Raw genomic sequence first — 22,606 nt, 5'->3', positions numbered from 1 at the left:
GGTATGCGCAAGGATGCCCTGATCTATGTTGCGGGCCATCGGGGTCTTGCGGGCAGCGCCCTGTGCCGCGCACTGCGGCGTGCGGGCTACGAGCGCCTGCTGACCCGCACCCATGCCGAGCTGGATTTGTGCGATCAGGCCGCAGTGAAAGTTTTTTTTGCCCGCCAGCGGCCAGAGGTTGTTGTTCTGGCGGCTGCGAGGGTGGGGGGCATTTACGCCAACGCGACCTATCCTGCACAATTTATATACGAAAATTTGCAGATCCAGAACAACGTCATCGATAGTGCCTACCGCAACGGCTGCAAAAAACTGCTGTTTCTTGGTTCGTCCTGCATTTACCCCCGGTTGTGCCCCCAGCCCATCAAGGAGCAATACCTGCTCACCGGGCCGCTCGAACCCACCAACGAGGCCTATGCCCTGGCCAAAATCGCAGGTATCCGTATGTGTCAGGCCTATCGGCGGCAGTACGGGTTTGACGCCGTGAGCGCCATGCCCACAAATCTGTACGGCCCCGGCGACAATTATCACCCCGAAAACAGCCACGTGATACCGGCGCTGATCCGGCGGTTTCACGAGGCCAAGGTGAGCGGAGCCTCAACAGTGACCATCTGGGGCACGGGCACAGCCCTGCGCGAGTTTTTGCATGTGGACGACATGGCGGAGGCCTGCGTGTTTCTGCTGCAAAATTACTCTGATTTTGAGCATGTGAACGTGGGCTGCCAGCAAGAGTGCAGCATCATGGATGCGGCCCGTCTGATCGCCAAGGTAGTGGGGTATGAAGGCGACATCGTCGCGGATGCCGGCAAGCCTGACGGAACCCCCCGCAAAATCATGGATTCTGGAAAACTTTTTGGCATGGGCTGGAAACCCCGCATCTCCCTCAGGGAAGGCCTGCTCGACGCCTACAGGGATTTTTTGCAAAACCCGCACAGAGGGGCGTAGGCAGGGCCGACCATGCAACGCTGGAGCCTCCCGGTCCGCGCGGCAGGCGTACGGCCTGTAATGTGGCTGTTTTTCCCGCTTTTCAATGAGTGCGCATTGGTGTAGGTTTTGGCAGCATTGCAGCTATGCACGGCCTGCAAACAGGCAGCAAGTGCCCCGCCTGCAGGCCGTTTTGCGGTAAAAGCCCGCCTGCACGCGACTGCCCCGGTTTTGCGCGGGCTTTGACACATGCGGCGAACGTTGTGATATTCAGATTTCCGGTGAAAAAGTCAGTAATTTTAAGGATAGCAGCATGGTTTCTTTCGACGATCTCCTCTCCAAAAAATCTTCCGTGGCCGTTGTTGGTCTGGGGTATGTGGGCCTGCCGCTGGCTGTGGCCCTTTCCCGCCATTTTGACGTCATTGGTTTTGATATCAACGCAGCGCGCGTGGATGCCCTCAATAAGGGTCATGACGCCACCAACGAGGTGGACGACGCCTCCCTCGCCGCCAGCACCGCGTGCTTTACCAGCGACGCCGCCCAGCTGGGCAAGGCTGGCGTGATCATTGTGGCCGTGCCCACGCCCGTGGACAGCCACCGCACCCCCGACCTCACGCCCGTGATCGGCGCCAGCCGCACCGTGGGCCGCCACATGCCCAAGGGCTGCGTGGTGTGCTATGAGTCCACCGTCTACCCCGGCGTCACCGAGGACGAATGCATCCCCTTGCTGGTGAAGGAATCGGGCATGAGCTTTCCCGCCGACTTTACCGTGGGCTACTCGCCCGAGCGCATCAACCCCGGCGACAAGGTGCACAGGCTTGAAACCATCCGCAAGGTTGTTTCCGGCTCTGACGCAGTCACCGCCGACCTGCTGGTCAAGGTGTACGGCGCGGTGGTCACGGCGGGCATCCACCGGGCCTCGTGCATCAAGGTTGCCGAAGCCGCCAAGGTTATCGAAAACACCCAGCGCGACATCAACATCGCCCTGATGAACGAGCTGGCCCTTATTTTTAACCGCATGGGCATTGATACGCTTGAGGTGCTCGAGGCTGCTGGCAGCAAGTGGAACTTTCTGCACTTTCGTCCCGGTCTGGTGGGCGGGCACTGCATAGGCGTCGACCCCTACTACCTGACCTACAAGGCCGAAGAAATCGGCTGCCACCCCGAGGTGATTCTGGCGGGCCGCCGCATCAACGACGGCATGGGCAAGTACGTGGCCGAGATATGCGTCAAGCGCCTGATCAATGCCGACAAGCATGTCAAGGGCGCCCGCGTGGGCCTGCTGGGCTTTACCTTTAAGGAAAACGTGCCGGATATCCGCAACACCCGCGTGGTGGACATCATAGCGGAGCTCAAGGAGTACGGCATCACCGCCCTGGTGCACGACCCGGAGGCCGACCCGGCCGAAGCCCTGCACGAATACGGCCAGCACCTGTTGCCCATGAGCGAGCTCAACAACCTTGACGTGCTTATTCTGGCCGTGTCGCACGAGAGCTTTGGGCAGCTCAGCCCCGCCGTCATCCGCTCCATGTTTGTTGCGGGCAAGGTTCTGCTCATGGATATCAAAGGATTCTGGAACAAGCAGGAAATGCTTGATGCCGGGTTTGACCTCTGGCGGCTTTAATCCGGGAGCGCGCATGCCCTGTCAGCTGGTTACCGGCGGTTGCGGATTTATAGGGTCCTGCTACGTGCTTGAAGCACGGCGGCGCGGCGTGCGCGTGGTCAATCTTGATAAGCTGACGTATGCGGGCAATCCCGCCAACCTGGCGGCGCTGCAGGGCGACCCCGAATACGTTTTTGTGCGGGGCGACATTGGCAATGCCGATCTGGTGGACTGGCTGCTGCGGACGTTCCAGCCCGATGCCGTCGTCAACTTTGCCGCTGAGAGCCATGTGGACCGCTCCATTGTGGATCCGGAGGCCTTTGTACGCACCAACGTGCTCGGAACCGCCACACTGCTGCGCGTTGCAACCCGGTGGTGGCGGGGTCTGCCTGCGGAGCGCGCCGCAGCATTCCGCTTTTTGCACGTTTCGACCGATGAGGTCTACGGCGCGCTGCAGGTCGGCGACCCTGCCTTTACGGAGACGACGCCCTACAGCCCCAACAGTCCGTACTCCGCCTCCAAGGCCGCCAGCGACCATATGTTGCGCGCGTTTCACGAAACATACGGCCTGCCGGTGCTGCTGACCAATTGCTCCAACAATTACGGGCCGCGCCAGTTTCCCGAAAAGCTCATCCCCCTGATGATCTGCAATGCGCTGGATGGCAACCCCCTGCCCGTGTACGGCACGGGGGCCAATATCCGCGACTGGCTGCACGTTGAAGACCACTGCGCGGCCATTGCCAGCGTGCTCGAGGCAGGCCGGGTGGGGCGCTGTTACAACATCGGCGGACATGCGGAAAAGACCAACCTTGAGGTTGTGCTTGCCGTATGTGCTATCCTTGACAGTCTGGCTCCGTCGGCCAACGGCCCCCATGCCGATCTTGTAAGCTTTGTGGCCGACAGGCCGGGGCACGATTTCCGGTATGCCATTGACAGCAGCCGCATGGAAACCGAGCTGGGCTGGAAGCCCTCCCGCAGTTTTGAGTCCGGCCTGTGCGAGACGGTCCGCTGGTATCTTGAAAACGCCGCGTGGATCGAGCACGTGCGCAGCGGCGCATACCGGGAGTGGATTACGGCCAACTACGCGCAGCGCGGCCCAGGCGGCAGCAACTGACAAGGGAGGCGGCATGAGCGGCTGGAAAGGAATTGTTCTGGCAGGGGGGTCGGGGTCGCGTCTGTATCCTTTGACCCTGAGCGTGAGCAAGCAGCTCATGCCCATCTACGACAAACCCATGATTTACTACCCGCTGTCCATCCTGTTGATGGCGGGTATTCGCGATATCTGTCTTATTTCCACGCCGGAGCATCTGCCGCTCTACAAGGCGCTGCTGCACGACGGTTCGCAGCTTGGCTGCCGTTTCAGCTATGTGGAGCAGCCAAGGCCCGAGGGGCTGGCGCAGGCCTTTTTGCTGGCCGAGCACCATATTGCCGGTCACAACACCTGCCTGGTGCTGGGCGACAACGTGTTTTTTGGTCACGGGCTGCCCGACCTCACCCGCGAGGCCATGTCCCGCCAAAGCGGGGCCACTGTTTTTGGCTACCATGTGCGCGATCCCGAACGCTACGGCGTTGTGGAGTTTGACAGCGAGCGGCGGGTTGTCAGCATTGAAGAAAAGCCCAGGCAGCCCAAATCCAATTTTGCCGTGACCGGCCTGTATTTTTACGACAGCAAGGTGCTGGACATCGCCCGCGCCGTGCGCCCGTCTGGCCGGGGCGAGCTGGAAATTACCGACGTCAACAACACCTATCTGCAGCAGGGCGATCTGCATGTGGAGCTGATGGGCCGGGGCATTGCCTGGCTCGACACCGGAACCCACGATTCACTTATGGACGCCGGAGCCTTTGTGCAGGCGGTGGAAAAACGTCAGGGCCTCAAGGTGGCCTGTCTGGAAGAAATAGCCTGGCGCAACGGTTACATCTCCGCTGAAGACGTGCGCGCGCTGGCGCGGCCTATGGCCAAGACGGGGTATGGCCAATATCTTCTTGAACTGGTGGATACGGGGATAGGACAGTGGAAGTAGTTCAAACGCCCATCGACGGGGTTTTGCTGATCAAGCCAAAGATCTGGGGCGATGAGCGCGGGTATTTTGTGGAAACCTGGCAGCAGCAGCGTTACGAAGCCGCCGGTATGGCCCTGCCATTTGTGCAGGATAACCATTCCATGTCCACGCGGGGCATTTTGCGCGGCCTGCACTATCAAAAAAACCGTCCTCAGGGCAAACTGGTATATGTTTCACTGGGCAGCGTTTTTGACGTCGCTGTGGATATCCGCCGTGGCTCCCCCACGTTTGGCCAGTGGTTTGGCGTGGAGCTTTCGCAGCAAAATCAGTGGCAGATGTGGGTTCAACCCGGTCTGGCGCACGGCTTTGTGGTTACGAGCGACATTGCCCACTTTCACTACAAGTGCACAGAATTCTATTGCCCGCAGGATGAGGCGTCCATCCGCTGGAACGACCCGGCCATCGGCATTGACTGGCCGGTGGAGGAACCGCTGCTTTCCGCCAAGGACAGCGCCGCGCCATCGTGGGCCGAGGCCATGGCGCTCAATATGGGCTGATAGCGGCGCTCGGCGGCTCCCACCATCCCTCTGGGCCAGACCGGGCGGGAGTGCCTGCCGGTGCGCAACGCCAGCCGGGCCGCGCCGGGCAAACGAGCGGACACGGTAGCCCCTCTGGTCAGGCGGGCATTTCGAGGTAGGGGTCGTCCTGGCTCAGATAGTTGCCCACGTAGTCCGCAATGCCTTCTTCAACCGGGGTAAAGCGCACGGGGCAGTTTTTTTCCCGCAGCCAGCCCATGTCAGCCTGGGTGAAGTTTTGGTATTTTCCTTTTAGCGTTTCTGGCATGTCCACATAGTCTATGCGCGGCTCCTTGCCCAGTGCGGCAAAGACGGCCTTGGCGAGGTCGTTCCAGCTCTGCGCCTTGCCCGTGCCCACATTGAAAATACCGTTGACGTCCGGGTGTTGAAGCAGCCAGAACATCAGTTCCACGCAGTCTTTCACATAGACAAAGTCACGCATCTGGCCGCCGTCGACATACTCCGGCGTGGTTGATTTAAAAAGCCTCAGCCGTCCTGTGCCCCGGATTTCATGAAAGGCCTTGCAGGCTACGCTGCGCATGTCATCCTTATGGTACTCGTTGGGGCCATAGACATTAAAAAATTTGAGACTGGCCACGTTGCAGTCCAGCTTGTTGTCGAGCAGCCACAAGTCAAAAAGGTGCTTGGAGTAACCGTACATGTTCAGGGGCTTGAGGCGGCGCGTAACTTCCGCGCAGTCCGCAAACCCCTGTGAACCATCGCCGTACGTTGAGGCCGAGCTTGCATTGATAAAGCGGGCGTCGTGGTTCAGGGCAAATCTGCACAGCTCGGTTGTATAGGCCGTGTTGTTGGCCATCAGAAAGTCCGCGTTTTTTTCAGTGGTGGACGAGCACGCCCCCATGTGCAGCACGGCGTCAACGCTGCAGCCAAGGGTGTCGCCTCGCAGCATCTCCAAAAAGCTATCGCGGTGCACATAGCGCGCATAGCGGCGGTTGACGAGGTTTTTCCATTTTTCCGTAGAGCCAAGGTTATCAACAACCATAATGTCGGTTATGCCGGCCTGGTTGAGCCGCCAGAGCATGGCGCTGCCAATAAAACCCGCGCCTCCGGTAACAATATACATAAGAACCTCGTCGTGCCAGAGTATGCGCCCCGTGCGGAGCATTGTCTCTCAACGGGGTTTGCCCCCCCCCGCATTCTGTGCCGAGCATATCCCCACAGCGCCGCCCGCGTCAAAGTGAGCCCGCCTCCTCAGACGGCACGGCTGATTGCATATGCCCTGATGCGGTTGAGCTTGTCTCGCAAAGCCGCCCGCAATGCCGGGGCAGGGTATTATTGCATTACTGGCTCTACTGCTATAAGAAATTAAATATCATTCCTGTAAAAGATCATGCGAGGATGCCATGCACAGACATTGCCGCACATTGACCTTCTGCCTGCTGGTATTATTCCTCGTCCTCACCCGTCATGCACGCGCCTTCGCTTCTGATGCCTCGGCCAAGGCTGCAGAGCCTATCACCATTGCCTGTATGAACGACAACGAGCCGCTTTCCTTTACCTCAAAAACAGGAGAGCCCGTTGGTCTGATGATTGATTTTTGGCGGTTGTGGGGAGAAAAGGTTGGCCGCCCCGTCAGGTTTGTCATGAGCGACTGGCAGGATTCGCTGGATGCCCTGCGCGAGCGGAGGGCCGATATCCATTTTAGCATGTATATTACGCCTGATCGCGCCCGCTGGGCAAAATTTGGCCCCGCCATTTCGCCAGGCATAGGCGGGCTGCTGCTCTCGGTCGAGGCTGGCAAAAAGATTGTTGATCCAAGCCAGCTGGGGGATTCGGTCATTGCCGTTCTGGAAGGCTCGCTGCAGGAGTACTACATGCGGGATCACTTTCCCGATGCGCGCCTGCTGGTGGTAAAAAATGGGGCCGACTTGTTTTTGTCCGTCGCCAAGGGATTGGCGGTGGGCATTTCGAGCAATTTTCCCTCTGCCTACGGCGTGATAGACAAGATGGGGCTCAACAGTTTTTTTATGCCGCAGGCCTTGCCGCTGTTTGCGCGCAATCTGCACCCGGCGGTATTGCGCGACAGGGATGATATTGCCCAGTTGCTGGATGCGGGGCTTGCGCACATCAGCCGGGCCGAGATGGTTGCGCTTGAGGAGCGCTGGATACGCAACCCGGCGCACCGCGTGTGGGGCAACATGGCTCGCCCCCTGATGCTTAGCCCGGCCGAGCGTGGGTGGCTTGCGGCCCACCAGACCGTGCGCGTGGCTATAGAAAAGGATTGGCAGCCCATTGAGTTTGTCGACGTCGAGGGTAATTTTAGCGGCCTTGGGCTGAATATTGTTCAGCTTGCGGGGCGATATCTGAATATTGCCATACAACCGGTTTCAGACGCTGTGCTGAAAGACAGCAGCACCTCGCATATGGCCGATCTGGAGCCCTTCCTCGAAGGTACCCCGCCAGCGGGCGGCCCCTGGCTGTTTACCAAACCCGTTACCCAGTTGCCGCTGGCAGTGGTTACGCTCGATACCGAGCGCATGGTGACCACGGCGGGCGATCTGGCGGGCAAGAGCGTTGCCGTGCACGATCACGCCGGTCTTGCCGATTACCTGCGTAGCCAGTTGCCCAATTCAAAAATCGTCAATGTTCACAGTCAGGATGCAGGCCTTGCAGCCGTGCAGAGCAGGCAGGTCGACGCGATGGTCGGTCTGGCCCTTTCCATGGAATACTCGGTGGTCAACAAAAATCTCCGTGACGTGCGCCTGGGGCTGCTGCCCCAGTTGCAGTACTCCGCGCGCATCGCCGTGCGTTCTGACTGGCCGGTTCTTGTTGAAATCCTCAATAAGGCCTTGGACAATATCCCTCAGGACCAGCTCGCAGCAGTCATCAACCGGTGGGCCAACCTGCGCATTGAGCGGTCGGTTAACTGGACGCTGGTTTTTCATGTCGCGGGCGTGGTGGTGCTTTTTTTGGGCAGCGTGCTTGGAGTTATTGTGATCTGGAACCGCAAACTCGCGCACGAATCGTCAGAAAGGCAAAAGGCGCTTGAGTCGGCGAGGGCCAGCGCTGCCGCCCTGTGGGAGCGCAAGCAGCAGCTGCGCAGTGTTGTTGACAATCTGCCGAGCCTCATGATGCTCAAGGATGCGGATGGCCGTTATGTGATGGTAAACAAGTTTTTTGAGACGTTTACGGGGAATCTTGAGGCAGATGTTGTTGGCAGGCGCATCGCTGATCTGCTGCCGTCGCAGATTGCCGAATCGGGCATCCGCCTGGATAAAATGGTGATCGAGACCGGCAAGGCGCACAGAACGGAAGAATCACGCTATGATGCCGCGGGCGAGGCCCACACCCTTGAGGTCGTGCGCGTGCCGCTGTTTGACCCCGATGGCGCGGCTAATGGCCTGGTGTACATGGGCACGGACATCACTGAGCGCATCGCGTCAGACAAAGCCCTGCGGCGCGCCCAGATGGAGATGTACCAGATATTTAACGCCGCCGGCAGCGCCATGCGGGTTATCGACCGCAATCTTATAGTAAAAGAGGTAAACGCCACCTTTACAAACTGTTTTGGATACTCGCGCGAGGAGATGATCGGCCACTGGTGCGGCGAGCACGCCAGCAGCGATCTGTGCGACGCGGACTGCGTTGGTCGGCGCATACTCAATGGCGCGCCGAGGGCCGCCAGCAGGCAGATGCGCCGCAAAAAGGACGGCAGCATCGTCTACTGCGACATGGTGGCCACGCCGTTTTTGTCGCCTGACGGAGAGCTGCTGGGTATTATTGAAGATTGCCGGGATATTACCGATCTGGTCGAGAGCCAGCAGGCAGCAGAACAGGCCAGTAAGGCCAAGAGCGAATTTTTGGCCAACATGAGCCACGAAATACGTACGCCCATGAATGCCGTTGTGGGCCTGACCCACCTGACCCTGCGCACCAAGCTTAGCGCCACCCAGCGCAATTATTTAAAAAATATCGACAGCTCCGCCAAATCGCTGTTGCGCATTATTGACGACATCCTCGATTTTTCCAAGATCGAGGCAGGCCGCATGGATATGGAGCATCTGGACTTTAATCTGGAGGAAGTGCTGCTGGGGCTTTCGAGCCTTGACACCTCCAAGTCCGGCGGCAGAAACATAGAACTGCTGCTGCGCATCGACAGGGATGTTCCCCTGTTCTTTGTCGGCGATTCGCTGCGCCTGGGGCAGGTTTTGATCAACCTTGTGGGCAACGCCATCAAGTTTACGCCGGTGGGTGAAGTTGTGGTGCGGGTTGCCCTGCAGGAAATGCAGGAGCAAAAGGCTTGCCTGCGCTTTACGATTACGGATACGGGCATCGGCATGGGGCAGGAACAGCTGGACAAGTTGTTTAAGGAATTTACTCAGGGGGATTCGTCCACAACCCGCCGGTTTGGCGGCACCGGGCTTGGGCTTTCCATCAGCAAGCGGATAGTGGAGCTGATGTGGGGAGAGATCAGCGCAGAGAGCGAGATAGGCAATGGCAGCACGTTTTCCTTTACCGTCATGCTCGATATGCAGGCAACTCAGGCCCACCGCGCGCCCCTGTTATTGAAAAACCTGCATGAACGGCGGGTTCTTGTGGTTGACGATTCCTTTTCAAGCCGCGAAATTCTGCGGCAGGAGCTGGAAGACATGCAGCTGCGGGCGGGTACGGCGGACTGCGGCGAAGCTGCTCTGGCAGAGCTGGTGCGCGCTGCGGAAGACGGCGACCCTTACGACCTGGTGCTCATGGACTGGAAGATGCCCGGCGACAACGGCATTCAGGTGGTGCGCCTGCTGCGGGGCTGTCGCGAGCTGCCCTACATACCCACGGTAATCATGGTCACGGCCTACGGGCGCGAAGAAATAATGGAAGAAGCCCAGGCCGAGGGCATCAGCCATTTTCTCATCAAACCTGTAAGTCCTTCACTCTTGCAAAACGCCATTCTGGACGTGTTTGGCCAGCGCTCGACCGACGAGGATGAGTCTGGCTTGCCGCAGGAATTGCGTATTCCTTCCAGGTTCAGGGGCAGCAAGGTACTGCTTGCTGAAGACAACGAGGTCAACCAGCTTGTGGCCAAGGAACTGCTGGCGTCGTCCGGCTTCAGCGTGGATATCGCCAATACCGGGCTGGACGTGCTGCGTATGGTGGAACAGACGGAATACGCCATGGTGTTTATGGATATTCACATGCCCGATATGGACGGCATTGAAGCGGCAAAGCGTCTGCGTATGCTTGAGCGGTATGCCCGCACGCCTATTATCGCCCTGACCGCCGACAGCATGGTGGGCGACAGGGAAAAAAGTCTGGCCGCAGGTATGAACGATCACCTTGCCAAACCCATTGATCCTTACCGGCTTATTGAGGTTGCCACGCAGTGGCTGCAGTGGCGGGAGGGGGGCGGCACGCCCGGCAACCCCAACGCGACTCCGTTGCAGTAACCGGCTTGCCTTGCAAAATATTGCCGGGGGCGGCACGCGCCGCCCCCGCACCGCCGTTTACGGCGTCAGAGGCAGCCGCAGCACAATCCACACCGCTGCAGGGGCCAGGGCCGCAGTCAGTATGCCCGCCAGTATCATGGCAAGCCCGCCCATGGCGCCCTGTTCCTCGCCTTCCTGCAGGGCCGCAGCTGTGCCCTGCGCGTGCGAAATTGTCCCCATGGTCAGCCCCCGGGCAAAGGGATCCCTGATGCGGAGCACATTAAGCCCCCACAGGCCAAAAAGCGAACCCAGCGTGCCTGTCGCCACCACAAAGGCGGCCGCGAGCGACGGAATGCCGCCGTACATGGACGCCACCTCGACGGCAAAGGGGATGGAAACTCCCTTGGGGAGAATGGAAATCACCACGTCTTGCGGCAGCCCTCCCCATCTCGCCAGAATACCCGCCGAAAGCATGGCCGCAAAGGCTCCCGCGCCCACGCTGGCAATAATGGGCATGGCGTTGCGCACCAGCAGGCGTCTGTACCGGTAGAGCGGCAGGGCCAGGCTGACCGTGGCCGGGCCGATGAGCAGGGTCATGACCTGGCGGGCCGGCTCGTACGTTTCGTAAGGGATATCGCAGGCCAGCAGCGCTGCGATGACTATGGCGGCGCTGCCCGCCACAATATTGATGAGCGGGTGCCTGTAGCGCAGGTACAGGCCGCGCACCAGCGCATAGGCCAGTACCGTACCTGCCACGCACAAAAAAATGCTTATGATCTGCATGGCCCATCCTCCCCTTCAGTCTTTTGTCCGCATGCCGCGCGGCGGCGCAGCCCTCTGGCCATAAAACCCACGATCACCAGCGGCAGGGCCGTGCTGCCCACAATGGCCGCTGCCAGCACCCAGCCGTAATCATAAAAAACCCCGCCCCACTGCATGAGCCCCACAGCAATGGGCACAAAAAAGAACACCAGATGCCGCAGAAAATATTCTGCAGCCGTGCTGATGTGGCTTTCTTTTACAACGCCAGTCAGCAGCAGCACAAAGAGCACGATGATGCCCAGCACGTTGCCCGGTATGGGAATGCCCGTCAGGCGGGTGATCTGGTCGCAGCCCCAGTATATGGCAGTGAGAAGAGCCGTCTGCCAAAGCAGTTTCAAGGTCGCACGCATGGAATATTCCTGAGTTCGGGTTGTCAGCTCATCCGCTGCCGCTGGGGAAAATTTGGAGTGAGGGTTTTTCCCCTGCAGCAGCGGGCGGCTTGCGGCATAGGTTATGGAATGATAATTGTCATGGCAAATGAATAAAAATGAAAAAAATAGTCACAAATGGTGAATAAATGGAAGTGTCAGACCTGCGTACATTTATGGCTGTAATGGAAAAGGGCAGCATCAGCCACGCCGCCAAGTCGCTCAATCGCGTGCCCTCGGGCGTTACCGCGCGGATAATGCAGATGGAGGAAGACCTGGGCGTGCAGCTGTTTTTGCGTGAAAAAAAGCGCCTGTTGCCCACTGCCAGGGGGCAGACGCTGTATGCCTATGCCCGCAGGATAATCGTTTTGATGGATGAGGCGGAGCTTTGCGTAAAGGGCATGGAGCCTGGCGGGCGGCTGCGCATCGGCGCGCTGGAAAGCGCGGCGGCGGCCCGGCTGCCCGAAGTGCTGGCCCGGCTGCATGCGGAGTACCCCAATATAGAGCTTGAGCTCGTCATAGGGACCAGCCGTTCACTGTACGACGATATACTGGAAAACAAGCTGGACGCCGTATTTGTGGTCGACGCCCCAGTGGACGATCGCCTTGAGCGGGTAGCGGCCTTTGAGGAGCGTCTGGTACTTATCGCCACCAACGGCCATCCGCCCATCCACACGCCGGACGACATCGGGCGCAAGGCGGTGCTGGCCTTCCAGGGCGGCTGCGCATACCGAAACCGGGTAATAAACTGGTTCAGGGCTTATGGCTGGGAACCGCAGCACATTGTCGAGCTGGCTTCGTACCACGCCATAGTGGGGGGCGTTATTGCGGGCATGGGGGTGGGGGTGGTGCCCGCCTCGGTGCTCGATCTGTGCCGCACTGACGGCATGCTGTCGGTGCATGCCCTTGAGCATCCGCTGGGCAGCGCAGTTACGGAGCTTGTGTGGCGCAAGGGCATGGCCTCGGCCAATGTGGCCGCCGTACGCCGCTGTCTGGCCAGCTGCGAGGCCCCAAAGGGCAAGTGACGGGCTCTGCCGTGCGCATCCGGAGCGCCCGGGTGGGGGCCCTCGCGCCGCAACCGGCAGCAGCCATAGTTTGTCGCGAGCGGCGGGCTCTGCCGGGGCCTCGGGGCTGTTTGGGCAAACCGGCGCTATGCGCCAGCGCGTTGTCAGCTGACGGCGGCAGGGGTGTTTTCAAAAAAAACAAAGGTGTCCTTGCCACCCTGCTTTGCGCGGTAGAGAGCTGCGTCGGCCCTGGCGTACAGATCGCTGAAGGTTGTTCCGTGCTGCGGAAAAATGGCCACTCCCATGCTTGCCGCCAGATGGTAGCGTCCGTCGCCGCCAAAAGACGCGGCGCGGATGCTGCGGCTGAACTCCTCCAGCTTGTCGAGCAGCGCTCCTTCGCTCTGCTGAAGGGTAAGCACCACAAATTCGTCGCCGCCAACGCGGCCAATGATGTCTTTTGCCTCAAAACCGGCGCTGATGCCGTGCGCGAATTCCTGGATAATCCTGTCGCCGACCACATGACCAAGCGAATCGTTGAGCTCCTTAAAGTTGTCGATGTCGAGCATGATCATGGCAAGGATGCCCTTGCCGTACTGGTATTCAGCAAGGCGCGTTTCGATGAGGCTCTGGGTGGTCATTTTGTTGTAAAGGCCAGTGAGGCCGTCCTTTAGCGCCATTTCCTGCAGGTTGAGTTCCTGTTTTTTGTCCTTGTCGATATTCTGGCGGCAAATGACGATGTGGATGGAGTCGTTTTCCGCCCAGCGCAGCACATAGCCTGTTTCCCGGTACCATATGTATTCCCCGTTTTTGCCGGCATACAAAAAGTCGCAGCTCAGCTTGTTGCACTGCATTTCAAGCGCAGTACGTACAGAATCAGGGCTGAATGTCTGCATAAACAGCGCGGCATGGTCCGGGTGAATATGTTTGGTCACGATGGTTTGCAGCATGGCGCTGTACGACGTGCCGGGCTTGAGGCCAAGTTGCTGCAAAAAGCGTTTTGTGCCTTCGCCGCAGGCAATATCGTTGGTAATGTCAAATTCTATAATGCTGTCATAGATCTGCGAAGTGGCGTTTTGAAGTATGGCGTGGTATTTCAGTTCTTCAGCAATGGTAAGAGATACGATTTTTGTTTTATATCTGCGAATTATTGTTGTTACAATCAAGATGACTATTAACATTGTAACAAAGACAATAACAGCGCCAGTATAGTATTTTATTCTGATCTGCTTGATGATCTCTGAGGTGTTTTTGTCAGTGACAAGGTACATGTTTGGGGCAGGCAGGTAGCGTGTTACGGCGTAGCCGTCCGCCCCGTTGCCGGAGTACCAGAGATCCGAACAGTCCGAGCTGTTTTTTTGCAGGTTCTTTTTGGCTGCGGCAAAGGCCTGCGTGGCAAACATGCGCGAATCAGCGGCGGCATGCCCGGAGGATGATATCTGCACAGCGCCGTTGTCGTTCACAAGGTATGTTTTGACCGCAAACTGCTGCTCGTACTTGGTGAGCATGGCCTGGACGGTGTTTACCCTAAAGCCGACGCCCACGATGCCCACAATTTTATTGTCTTTGTTTTTTACACTGCAGTTTACAAAAACTGTGATGGTGTCATGATCGGCTTTATCATTGTCGATATTCAGCGAAAATTCATTATTGGCGGCAGCAAACGCGCGCACCCATTTGTTTTCAGGCGCGGAGTGGTCAACTATCCTGTCAACGCCTGTAAAGTTGTAGTACCTGTCTGTCTGCATGGAGACAAGGAAGACAGAATCGTAGTCGTACTTTTTTCTGTATGCGGCAAGGTATTCTTTGATATTTTGCGTATACGAAGGGTCTTCGAGATTTTCTTTTTCTTTGGAAAGAAAGTTTATCAAAAAACTGTCGTGAGCCATGGTCAGCGAAACGTGTATGGATTGCGCAAAAATAGCATCAATCTGGTACATCATGCCTTCAGAAGCAAGACGCGTTACACTTTCTGCTTCTTTTTTCAGCGTATCCATGTTGGAGCGATAGCTGATTACAGATGTGACGGAAAAGCCGACAATGATGATCAGACAGATAAAAAAATTGGTTCTGAACGCGTAGTTCTTGTGCATGAAAAATCCCGAAGCGTAAAAGCGTGCCGCGCTCTGGCGGGCAGGGGCGCGGCGTCATAAAATGCCCAATGACGTGTATATGCAGGGTGCGCCTTGGAGCAACATCCTGTCGTTATTGTAGACCCAATAACCCCAAAGTTGTGACTGCATGAACAGTCAGCGCGGCGCGCGTCGGCAAAATGTTTTTTACCGCACCAATGCTGCTGTACAGGTTAAGAAATCGTAAATGATAGTCTGATCATGCAGCTATGACTTGCCGTTAGGTATAGCCTATAACATGGTGGAAGCCAAGGCATGAGGTCGGGAATATACCGGGCAGGCTATGGAAAATGCGGTGTGCGCGGCTGTTGAGCGGGTTTGCCTGCAGCGCCGCCCGAACCCTTGCGGGGTTCGGGCGACCGGTTGATGTCGGGTGCTGCCGTGGCTATTTGGAACAGCCGCAGCCTTGCATTTTTTTACGGATAAACTCCGGCAGGATGCCGCGTACCGATTCCATGGTCACCATGCGGCGCATGATGCCCAGCTGGTCCTGCAGCGGCAGCTGCTTGGGGCAGACGTTGTCGCAGGCCAGCAGGCCCATGCAGCCGAATACGCCGTTGTCGTCGCCGATCAGTTCATAGTAATCGGCCGGGGTGCGGTTGTCGCGCGGGTCGATATAAAAGCGCGCCATGCGGTTGATGGCGGTTGCGCCAATAAAGTCTTCGCGCATGCGGGCGGTGCCGCAGGCGGCCACGCAGCAGCCGCATTCTATGCAGCGGTCGAGCTCGAATATCTGGGTAGCCAGCTCGTTGCTCATACGGTCTTCCTGCGCTGTGGGGTCGAATTCCTTGGTGGTGTGTATCCACGATTCGATCTTGGTGCCCACATTGCGAAACCATGTGCCCGTATCTACTGACAGATCTCCCAAAAGCTTGAACACCGGCAGCGGATGCAGGGTGATGTGGTTTGGCAGGTCCCGGGTCTGCGTGTGGCAGGCCAGGCCGGGCCGCCCGTTGATAACCATGCCGCATGAGCCGCAGATGCCGGCGCGGCAGCAAAAATCAAACTGCAGCGAGGCGTCCTGCGTTTCGCGGATCATGTTCAGGGCGATAAACAGCGTCATGCTGTTGTGCTCTTCGAGCTGGAAGGTCTGCATGTGGGGCTGCGAGAGCGAATCCAGCGGATTGTAGCGGAATATCTCGAATGTCAGATTGCGTCCCATGTGGCTCTCCTTACCCCTGTTGCGCGTAGGGCACTATTTTTTCAGCGCTGATATCGGCGGTGATGATCTTGCCGCCGCCGTAGCCACGGTCTCCGGGGGGCAGAATGTAGAAAGGCGTTGCCGGTTCGTACCTGAGGGTGGGCAGGGTGTCGCCCTCCTTCCAGTATGCCAGGGTACGGTTGAGCCACTGCTGGTCGTTGCGCTCGGGGTAGTCCTCGCGGGCATGGGCGCCGCGGCTTTCGGTGCGCATCAGCGCGCCGTAGGCGGTGCACAGGGCCAGCTTGAGCATGCCGGGCACGCGCAGCGCCATGGAAAGCTCGCCGTTGGGGCCGGGGATGTTGCCGCTCGCCAGGCGCATGTTTTTGCTGCGCTCAAGCAGTTCCTGCAGCTTGGCCACGCCCGCTTCCAGATCCTTGCCGTTACGGAAAATGCCCACGTGCTCCATCATTGTGTCCTGCATGGCGTTGCGCAGGGTGTAGCAATCGTCGCCCGTGCCGCGCAGCAGGGCTGCTATGCGCCCCTTGACCGTAAGGGCGGCGTCTTTCATGGACTGGGTGGAGAACACGGTTTCGTAACCCTGCAAAAATTCCACAAGCTTTGCGCCGACAATGCGGCCCGAAACGATAGTCTCGGCCAGCGAGTTGCCGCCCAGGCGGTTGAAGCCGTGCATGTCCCAGCAGGCCGCCTCGCCAGCAGAGAACAGCCCCTGCAGCCCGTAGGCGTGGCCGTCCTTGTTGATGCGCACGCCGCCCATGCTGTAGTGCTGGGTGGGCCGTACCGGGATAAGCTGGTGGATGGGGTTGACGCCCAGAAAGTGCGTGGAAATGTCGTACACTTCACGCAGGTTGGTGGTGATGTGTTTTTCGCCCAGGTGGCGGATGTCGAGCCACAGATGCTCGCCGTAAGGGCTTGGCACGCCAAACCCCTTGCGCATGTGCTCGGTCATGCGGCGCGATACAACGTCGCGCGAGGCAAGCTCGGCCTTTTCCGGCTCGTAGTCGGGCATAAAGCGGTATTCGTTGACGTCGAGCAGTGTTCCGCCGTCGCCCCGGCAGCCTTCTGTGACCAGAATGTCGGTGGGCACCGTGCCCGTGGGGTGAAACTGCACGGCCTCCATGTTGCCAAGGGGCACAACGCCGGTTTCAAGCGCGGTAATCTGGCCGCCGCCGTCACAGATGATGGCGTTGGTGGTGGCGCGGTAGATGCGGCCATAGCCGCCCGTGGCGATGAGGGTCGCCTTGGCAAAATAGCCCACCAGCTCGCCGGTGCGCAGGTCGCGGGCAACGCAGCCCATGCAGCGCTGGCCGTCGTGGATCAGGGCCTCGGCCTGCATGCGGTCGTGCATGTCCACGCCCAGCTGCAGCAGACGGTTGTCGAGGGTAAACAGCACTGCATGGCCCGTGCCGTCCGAGGTATAGCAGGTGCGCCATTTGGCCGTGCCGCCAAAGGCGCGCGAGTGGATAAGCCCCTCGTTTTCAGATTTTTCCGTAGCCTGAAACGGTTTGCCGCCCTTGTAGTAGGTGTGCTCGCCGGGTACGACTCGGCTCCACGGCACGCCCATCCAGGCCATCTCGCGCATGGCGATGGGGCCGGTTTCGGCAAACAGGCGGGCCACTTCCTGATCGCAGCCCCAGTCAGAGCCTTTTACGGTATCGGTAAAGTGCACCTCGGGGCAGTCGCCCTCGCCCATGATGGAGTTGCCAAGGGCCGCCTGCATGCCGCCCATGGCGGCGGACGAGTGCGACCGCTTGGGCGGCACGAGCGAAAGACAGATAACGCTGAACCCGGCCTGGGCCGCTTCCACTGCCACGCGTTCCCCGGCCAGGCCGGCGCCTATGCAAAGAACATCACTTTCAAAAACTCGCATACGCACCCCCTATCCCAGAAACCACACGCGGGTCAGAGCCGCCGCGCCGAGCAAAAGATAACAGCCCATGACAACCCAGGTCCACTTGCGCCATGCGGCGCGCGTGGCCTTGACGCACAGGCCGAATTTGACGGCCAGGCGGTACGCGCCGATGCCCGTATGCAGAATGACGCAGGGCAAAAAGAACACGTAAAAGGCCAGCCAGCCCGAGTGCAGGCGCTTGGCGCTGCCCGCCGCATTGATGGGCAGGTCGGTCATGACGCTGTACACATGGTAGAAGGCGCCGGCAAGTATGATAATGGCCGTAAACACCTGCACCAGCCACAGCCAGGTATCCAGTTCCCTGAGGCCTTTGCTGTGTTGCACAAAGACGCCCAGCTCGTTGGCCCGAAAGGGCATTTTGCGGGCGGCGATGTAAAAGTGAAACAGGATCAGCAGCACGATGACGGGGGCCGCCACCTGCGCCAGCATGGTCACTTCGAGCAGCCATGCAATGCCGTTGGTCAGCGCAGGGCTGATAACGACAGTTCCTTCGAGCACCAGATGCACGCACACAAAAAGCGCCAACACCGCGCCCGAGGCCGCTTGCCAGAAGTCCAGGCGGGTTCGGGCGTCGACAGGGGATCTGCTTAAGGCCATACCAACTCCTTCATAATGTGTCAGGCATTATAAAACGGCGCGGCTAAGCCGCGCCTGTCTCGGCATTGGGCTGCAAACCGGCGTGTCAGGGGTCAGGAGCGTCTGTAGGGAGCCTGCCCGGTTTCGTAGTAGTTGTCGCCAGTGCTGTCGATGACGACAATGGCGGGAAAGTCCTCCACCTCCATGGCGGCCACGGCTTCCGGCCCCAGGTCTTCGTAGGCGAGCACGGTGTATTTTTTGATGCTGCGGGCAATAAGCGCACCGGCCCCGCCCACGGCGGCAAGGTAGGGCACGCCGTGCTTTTTCATGGCTTCCACCACTTCAGGCTTGCGGTAGCCCTTGCCGATCATGCCTTTGAGCCCCTGAGCGAGCAGCCGTGGGGTATAGGCGTCCATGCGGCCCGACGTGGTGGGCCCGGCTGCGCCGATGACCTGGCCGGGTTTGGCGGGGCTTGGCCCCACGTAGTAGACGACAGCGCCCTTGAGATCCACGGGCAGGGGGTCGCCCTTGTCCAGGGTTTCCACCAGCCGTTTGTGGGCCGCATCGCGCGCGGCAAGAATAGTGCCTGAAATAAGCACCCGGTCGCCCGCCCGCAGCGAGCGCGCGGTGGCATCGTCAAAAGGGGCGCGAATTTTTTTCATCTGGGTTTCGGACATGGGCGGCCTCCTACAGGGTAACTTCGGCGTGACGCGCCGCGTGGCAGTTGATGTTAACGGCCACAGGCAGCGAGGCGATGTGGGTGGGGGCCCATTCCACATGCACCTTGAGCGCCGTAGTCAGCCCGCCAAGGCCCTGGGGGCCAATGCCGGTCTTGTTGATAAGCTCAAGCAGTTCTTCTTCAAATGCCGCGTATCGCGGATCGTGGTTGCGGCTTTCGAGGTCGCGGGCGGCGGCGCGTTTGGCGCAGATGGCGGCCATCTCCATGGTGCCGCCAAGGCCCACGCCCACCACCATGGGTGGGCACGAGTTGGGGCCGGCGGCCAGCACGGCGTCAAGCACAACCTTGCGCACGCCTTCAATGCCGTCGGCAGGCACAAGCATTTTTACCACGCTCTTGTTTTCTGAGCCCGCGCCCTTGGGGGCCAGCCGCAGACGCAGCGCATCGCCGGGCACGAGGCGGGTGTGGATGACGGCAGGGGTGTTGTCGCGCGTGTTTTTGCGCTCAAAAAGCGGCTCGGCCACGCACGATTTGCGCAGGTAGCCGTCCACATAGCCGCGGCGCACGCCTTCGTTGACAGCGTCTTCAAACGCGCCGCCCACGATGCGCACATCCTGTCCCACGTCGGCAAAAATCACGGCAAGGCCGGTGTCCTGACAGATGGGAATACCGTCGTTGGCGGCGATGGAGGCATTTTCCAGCAGTTGTTCAAGAATGTTTTTGCCAACGGGCGAGGGCTCCGTCTGGTGCGCCCTGCGCATGCCGTCCACCATGTCCTGCGGCAGGTGGCAACAGGCGCGTACCGCCAGATCGGCAATGGCGCGGGCGATGTCTTCAACACTGATTTCCTTCATGGCATCCTCTTTATGCGGCAATGATTGCTGTGATCCGGGGGTGGCCCTGCCAGATCCGCTCAATATTCAGCCAGCACATGATGTGCGAATTAGCGTGTAACTGCCAGTAAATATTAACGCCTTGCCCTATTGACCTTGGGGCTGTCGCCGCCCTTGCCGGGGCGGCCATGCACGCGGCAACCTTGGGCGCTCCAGAGATTAGGTGCGGCAACCTTGGGCCATGCAAAATAAACAATTGCGCGAAGAATGCCAGATGTACAAGTTGCTGGCAACAATATATTATTGAATGGTTGATCAATCTTTGTACTTATTTAATGGATGTTGAGCCGATGGAAGCGGTATGCGATGTAAAAAATACTATGTAAAAAAAATCACAATCATTTTTATTATACATTTAATAGTTACATATTAATCAAATTTTGCAGTATTATTATGTATAATATTGTGCAATTTGTGTCAAATTATCGCTGTTATATTGTGTTATGCAGACGTATATTGTCGGGTTAAGTGTATTTGTCAGCAACCGGTCGATGCTCCTCGCAGAAATACTGCCTCCGTTATTTAAAAACTATTGCGCAGTTTTGTCGCAGCGTTGCATATGACAGTTTTATCCAGGCCGACGCGCCGACTGCCCGATGCCGATCCGCACCGGCGACGGGCCAACCCTTGGCTACGTAGTTTTTTATTTTGGGGGCGGCAAAGACAGCTCTGGCGGAGCAGAAAAAGACAGGGCCGCCCGGGGTGATCCCTCGGACGGCCCTGTCTGTGGGGCACTGTCTGCTGGCGCTGCCTACTGTGCGGCGGGCGGGGTGCGCGACAGACTGCGCCGGGGCGTTTGCCGTGCCCCGGTTTGCACCCGCGCTAGCGGATAAAGTTGGTTGGTTCCCAGGCCTCGGGCGTGGGCGTTGCCACGCCAGCGGCCTTGCCTGCCGCAATGCACTTGAGCAGCCAGGCCATGTTGTCGCCCAGAGCGCGCATGATCTGCAGACCTTCCTTGTCCTGCATGACTTCATCCGGCGTATTGCCGTGCACGGCGTTCCAGTATTGCGAAGACACCACAGGCATGCGCGCGATGGTAAAGTACTTGTTGAGCCGGTCAAAAGAGGCGCTGGCCCCGCCACGGCGGCAGCTCACCACAGCGGCGGCGGGCTTGAAGGCGTAGCTGCCGGATTTGAAAAAGAACATGCGGTCAAGAAAGGACGTGATGCCGCCGTTGGGGCCCGCGTAGTACACTGGCGAACCCACCACCAAGCCGTCGGCCTCGCGCAGCTGGTCGATGGCCTCGTTGACGTGGTCGGCGTTAAAGACGCAATGCCCGGTATCCTTGCATTTGCCGCAGGCAATACAGCACTGGATGGGTTTTGCGCCCAGCTGGAGCAGCTTTGTTTCAACGCCGTTTTTTTCAAGCTGCGCGGCCACGGTGGACAGCGCGGTAAAGGTGCAGCCCTTGGGGTGCGGGCTGCCGTTGATCATCAGAACTTTCATGACGTACTCCTTTCGGGCGCGGTATGGCCGCAGCCCTGTGCGTGGGCGGTGGCGACACGTTTGCCGCAGCCGCGTTGCGCCTGGTGTTGCTGGGCAGACACCCGGCGGACGGGCGCCGGTAGTGCGGAGCAGATTGCCGTTGAAATGCTTATCTGCCCAGGAAGTTGGAAAAAACGGAGCCGATAAAGGCTCTAGGGGGTCGCCCGGTTGCCGTGTACGGCTGCCGCTGCCATGTGCATGGCGTCGGGCGACAGGTTTTTGAGAAATGTCAAAAAATCAGCTACGTTGTTTGCGCGGCAGGCCAGGTAGCACATGATGTATTCCCGATGGGTCAGCTGTGAATCAAAGATGGCCCAGGGTCTGTCGGCGCTGGCAAAGGGCAGGGCAAGGGCCTGCCCCACGACCGGATGGATAGGCAGCCAAAAATCCTCCAGCGGGTGTACAAAACCCCTGCGCGTGCTCGGGGGCAGCCCGCCAAGGCCCAGCAGGCGCAGCAGGCTGTCGGCCATGTGGCACACAAGCTCGCGCCCCGGATGGTTGACCGTGATGAACATCTGCTCGTCGCGCCAGCGTTCGCGCAGCAGCGGGGCGCACTTGATGGGGCCCTCGGCCTCCTTGGCCTCCTCGCGGCAAAGCGATTCCTCGGCCTGCCGGTTCAGCGTCGCCGCATCGCCCAGCAGCCCGGCAGAGCCGCGCAAATACAGGGTCATGGCCTCGTGCGGGCTGACCCTTTCCAGCAGGGCTTCCAGCAGGCTGTCGGCAAAATTGATGCGCTCGTCGCGCGACCAGAAGGGCCAGTAGCCCTTGAAAAAAAGATTGGGAATTTCAATGGCCTGACAGTGCGGCGGCAGTTGCGGCAGCATCTGCTCCGTGGACAGGTCGCCCCACTTGGGGGCGAGCCGCTGGTACAGGAAGAGGTCGCAGCGCTCGATATCCCGCGCGGCTATGCTTTGCCGCGTGTAGTTGACGTACTGGCGGATGTAAAAACGGCTGCCAAAGGCCGGGGTATTCTCCAGCAGGGGACGCAGCGCATCACCCTGGCAGTTGGCGTGCAGAAGACACAAAGCCTGAGCCATGCTTGGTTCCGTGTGGTCTGGTTAACGGTGTGCGGGGGAGGGGCTGAGGCGGCCTGCGGCTCGCT

At 59.1% G+C, this 22,606-nt stretch carries 18 protein-coding genes; 7 read left to right on the top strand and 11 right to left on the bottom strand.

Going from position 1 to position 22,606, the window contains the following annotated elements; all coding sequences use genetic code 11:
• The first annotated feature begins 3 nt into the window (after positions 1-3).
• The 5 genes from DDIC_RS10195 to rfbC all read left to right on the top strand — a co-directional run bounded on the left by DDIC_RS10195 (position 4) and on the right by rfbC (position 5,081).
• A complete protein-coding gene (locus tag DDIC_RS10195) occupies positions 4-942 on the top strand; it encodes a GDP-L-fucose synthase family protein (RefSeq protein WP_136400335.1) in 939 nt (312 codons plus the stop codon).
• A 292-nt stretch (positions 943-1,234) separates the two neighbouring features.
• Positions 1,235-2,545, top strand: coding sequence for a nucleotide sugar dehydrogenase (locus tag DDIC_RS10190; protein WP_136400334.1), 1,311 nt, complete (start codon positions 1,235-1,237; stop codon positions 2,543-2,545).
• 13 nt (positions 2,546-2,558) lie between these two features.
• Entirely contained in the window at positions 2,559-3,638 is a 1,080-nt protein-coding gene (rfbB, locus tag DDIC_RS10185) for a dTDP-glucose 4,6-dehydratase (RefSeq protein WP_136401100.1), read from the top strand.
• Positions 3,639-3,651: 13 nt separating this feature from the next.
• On the top strand, positions 3,652-4,545 hold the full coding sequence (rfbA, locus tag DDIC_RS10180) for a glucose-1-phosphate thymidylyltransferase RfbA (RefSeq protein WP_136400333.1): 894 nt from the start codon (positions 3,652-3,654) through the stop codon (positions 4,543-4,545).
• On the top strand, positions 4,536-5,081 hold the full coding sequence (gene rfbC, locus DDIC_RS10175) for a dTDP-4-dehydrorhamnose 3,5-epimerase (protein ID WP_136400332.1): 546 nt from the start codon (positions 4,536-4,538) through the stop codon (positions 5,079-5,081). The genes rfbA and rfbC overlap by 10 nt, the downstream gene beginning before the upstream one ends.
• A gap of 118 nt (positions 5,082-5,199) precedes the next feature.
• On the opposite strand, the gene rfaD is transcribed toward rfbC, so the two are convergent.
• Positions 5,200-6,183, bottom strand: a complete 984-nt coding sequence (gene rfaD, locus DDIC_RS10170) for an ADP-glyceromanno-heptose 6-epimerase (RefSeq protein WP_136400331.1) — start codon at positions 6,181-6,183, stop codon at positions 5,200-5,202.
• A gap of 280 nt (positions 6,184-6,463) precedes the next feature.
• Here rfaD and DDIC_RS10165 point away from each other — a divergent pair, with 280 nt between their 5' ends.
• Positions 6,464-10,498, top strand: a complete 4,035-nt coding sequence (locus DDIC_RS10165) for a response regulator (RefSeq protein WP_136400330.1) — start codon at positions 6,464-6,466, stop codon at positions 10,496-10,498.
• A gap of 57 nt (positions 10,499-10,555) precedes the next feature.
• On the opposite strand, the gene DDIC_RS10160 is transcribed toward DDIC_RS10165, so the two are convergent.
• Both DDIC_RS10160 and DDIC_RS10155 read right to left on the bottom strand, forming a co-directional pair.
• Positions 10,556-11,260: an LrgB family protein gene (locus DDIC_RS10160; protein WP_136400329.1), complete on the bottom strand. Its 705-nt coding sequence runs from the start codon at positions 11,258-11,260 to the stop codon at positions 10,556-10,558.
• Positions 11,248-11,649, bottom strand: a complete 402-nt coding sequence (locus DDIC_RS10155; RefSeq protein WP_136400328.1) for a CidA/LrgA family protein — start codon at positions 11,647-11,649, stop codon at positions 11,248-11,250. The genes DDIC_RS10160 and DDIC_RS10155 overlap by 13 nt, the downstream gene beginning before the upstream one ends.
• 167 nt (positions 11,650-11,816) lie before the next feature.
• Between DDIC_RS10155 and DDIC_RS10150 the strand changes: the two genes are divergently transcribed.
• A complete protein-coding gene (locus DDIC_RS10150) occupies positions 11,817-12,692 on the top strand; it encodes a LysR family transcriptional regulator (protein ID WP_136400327.1) in 876 nt (291 codons plus the stop codon).
• A gap of 143 nt (positions 12,693-12,835) precedes the next feature.
• Here DDIC_RS10150 and DDIC_RS10145 read toward each other — a convergent pair whose 3' ends face one another.
• From DDIC_RS10145 to DDIC_RS10110, 8 genes are all read right to left on the bottom strand, one after another.
• Positions 12,836-14,761: a sensor domain-containing diguanylate cyclase gene (locus DDIC_RS10145; RefSeq protein ID WP_136400326.1), complete on the bottom strand. Its 1,926-nt coding sequence runs from the start codon at positions 14,759-14,761 to the stop codon at positions 12,836-12,838.
• A gap of 424 nt (positions 14,762-15,185) precedes the next feature.
• The gene (locus tag DDIC_RS10140) at positions 15,186-15,962 is read right to left on the bottom strand and encodes a fumarate reductase iron-sulfur subunit (RefSeq protein ID WP_136400325.1); all 777 of its coding nucleotides are present in this window, start codon (positions 15,960-15,962) and stop codon (positions 15,186-15,188) included.
• A 10-nt stretch (positions 15,963-15,972) separates the two neighbouring features.
• Positions 15,973-17,829: a fumarate reductase flavoprotein subunit gene (locus tag DDIC_RS10135; protein WP_136400324.1), complete on the bottom strand. Its 1,857-nt coding sequence runs from the start codon at positions 17,827-17,829 to the stop codon at positions 15,973-15,975.
• 9 nt (positions 17,830-17,838) lie between these two features.
• Positions 17,839-18,468 carry a succinate dehydrogenase/fumarate reductase transmembrane subunit gene (locus DDIC_RS10130; protein WP_136400323.1) on the bottom strand — a complete coding sequence of 210 codons (630 nt, stop codon included), beginning with the start codon at positions 18,466-18,468 and terminating at the stop codon, positions 17,839-17,841.
• Positions 18,469-18,560: 92 nt separating this feature from the next.
• A complete protein-coding gene (locus tag DDIC_RS10125) occupies positions 18,561-19,124 on the bottom strand; it encodes a Fe-S-containing hydro-lyase (protein WP_136400322.1) in 564 nt (187 codons plus the stop codon).
• 10 nt (positions 19,125-19,134) lie between these two features.
• Positions 19,135-19,980 carry a fumarate hydratase gene (locus tag DDIC_RS10120; protein ID WP_136400321.1) on the bottom strand — a complete coding sequence of 282 codons (846 nt, stop codon included), beginning with the start codon at positions 19,978-19,980 and terminating at the stop codon, positions 19,135-19,137.
• A gap of 861 nt (positions 19,981-20,841) precedes the next feature.
• Complete coding sequence (locus tag DDIC_RS10115; RefSeq protein ID WP_136400320.1) at positions 20,842-21,465, bottom strand: flavodoxin family protein; 624 nt, start codon at positions 21,463-21,465, stop codon at positions 20,842-20,844.
• 191 nt (positions 21,466-21,656) lie between these two features.
• Positions 21,657-22,541: a WcbI family polysaccharide biosynthesis putative acetyltransferase gene (locus DDIC_RS10110; RefSeq protein WP_136400319.1), complete on the bottom strand. Its 885-nt coding sequence runs from the start codon at positions 22,539-22,541 to the stop codon at positions 21,657-21,659.
• Between the last annotated feature and the right edge of the window lie 65 nt (positions 22,542-22,606).

The sequence above is a fragment of the Desulfovibrio desulfuricans genome (genome assembly GCF_004801255.1).
GTDB lineage: Bacteria > Desulfobacterota > Desulfovibrionia > Desulfovibrionales > Desulfovibrionaceae > Desulfovibrio > Desulfovibrio desulfuricans_C.
This window is presented reverse-complemented; position numbering and strand designations above follow the sequence as displayed.